The sequence below is a fragment of the Pseudomonas sp. NPDC089422 genome (assembly GCF_044749405.1).
Lineage (GTDB): Bacteria > Pseudomonadota > Gammaproteobacteria > Pseudomonadales > Pseudomonadaceae > Aquipseudomonas.
The window spans coordinates 1-1,323 of record NZ_JBIVHW010000032.1; the positions used below are offsets into that span (position 1 = coordinate 1).

At 54.5% G+C, this 1,323-nt stretch carries 1 protein-coding gene; it reads left to right on the forward strand.

Annotated features, from left to right (window positions below):
• Positions 1-54 precede the first annotated feature (54 nt).
• Positions 55-1,274 (forward strand): IS3 family transposase gene (locus ACIPZ8_RS28010; RefSeq protein ID WP_400730380.1). Its coding sequence is split into 2 segments (ribosomal slippage): positions 55-403 and positions 403-1,274, totalling 1,221 coding nucleotides; the frame shifts between segments, so codons are not numbered across the junction.
• Positions 1,275-1,323 lie beyond the last annotated feature (49 nt).

Genomic DNA, 1,323 nt, shown 5'->3' on the forward strand with positions numbered 1-1,323 from the left:
TGTCCCGTCCTGAATAAGGTTTACACCTCCCATCCCGAATTTCCGGAGAGTCAGATGGAGCAAGGTGTAAAGCGCACACAGCGTGATTACTCACTGTCTTTTAAATTGGCGGTGGTTGATCAGATTGAAAAAGGCGAACTGACCTACAAGCAGGCCCAGGTGCGGTATGGCATCCAGGGTCGGTCGACGGTTCTGGTATGGTTGCGTAAGCACGGTCGGCAGGATTGGAGCCAGGGGGCTTCGATCCGTGACCAGAGGAGCTGCGCGATGTCTGACCCCAAAACGCTCACTCCAGAGCAGCGAATCAAAGAGCTTGAACAGCAGCTTGAACTGATGAGCCAGAAGGCCCAGTTCTTTGAGACGGTCGTTGATGTTCTGAAAAATGACTATGGTGTCTCGGTCGTAAAAAAGCGATCCGGCAAGTCCTCTCGCAAGGTCAAGTCGCAGGACTGAGCATTGCCAGGGCTTGTCAGTTTCTAGGCATCAGTCGCCAGGCTTACTACAAGCGCAACCGAGCCGCTGATGGTAAAGAACGCCAGGCAGATCAGGTGGTTGAGTTTGTACAGCAAGTCCGGATGCGCCAGCCCCGCCTGGGTACACGCAAGCTGCACTATCTACTGCATTGCCAACCTGACAGACGATTCCAGGTCGGCCGAGATAGGCTGTTCCAGGTCTTGGGAGAGCGTCGTTTGCTAGTGCTGCCTAAGCGGGCCTACCACAAGACAACACAAAGCTTTCATCGCTTCTACCGCCATCCCAATTTACTCAAGCCCGGACCGAGCCAGATCGTTCCGACAAGGCCGGAACACGTCTGGGTTGCCGACATTACCTACCTGCCCGCACGTAACGGCCCGCTGTACCTGAGTCTGGTAACGGATGCGTACTCCAGGAAAATTGTTGGCCACCATGTGCATGAAAGCCTGCATGCCGAGTCAGTGGCGCAAGCCTTTAAGCAGGCATTACGAAAGCGACGTCGTCGCCAGCCATTAGTCCACCATTCGGATCGAGGCATCCAATATTGCTCGGCGCTATACCAGTCACTGCACCAGCGGCACGGCGTTCAGTGCTCTATGACTGATGGGTATGACTGCTACCAGAACGCGTTGGCCGAGCGAATCAACGGAATCCTCAAGATGGAACTGCTGTTGAGCAGCCCTGAAGATCTGGAGCAAGCGAGGCAGATGGTTGACGAGGCAGTACAGATCTACAACACAGAACGGCCTCATATGGCTCTGAAAAACAAAACGCCCGATGCGGTGCATCGGGCGTTTTGAGGCCTGTCGGCCTACCTGAACAGGTGTAAACCTATTTCAGGACTAGACA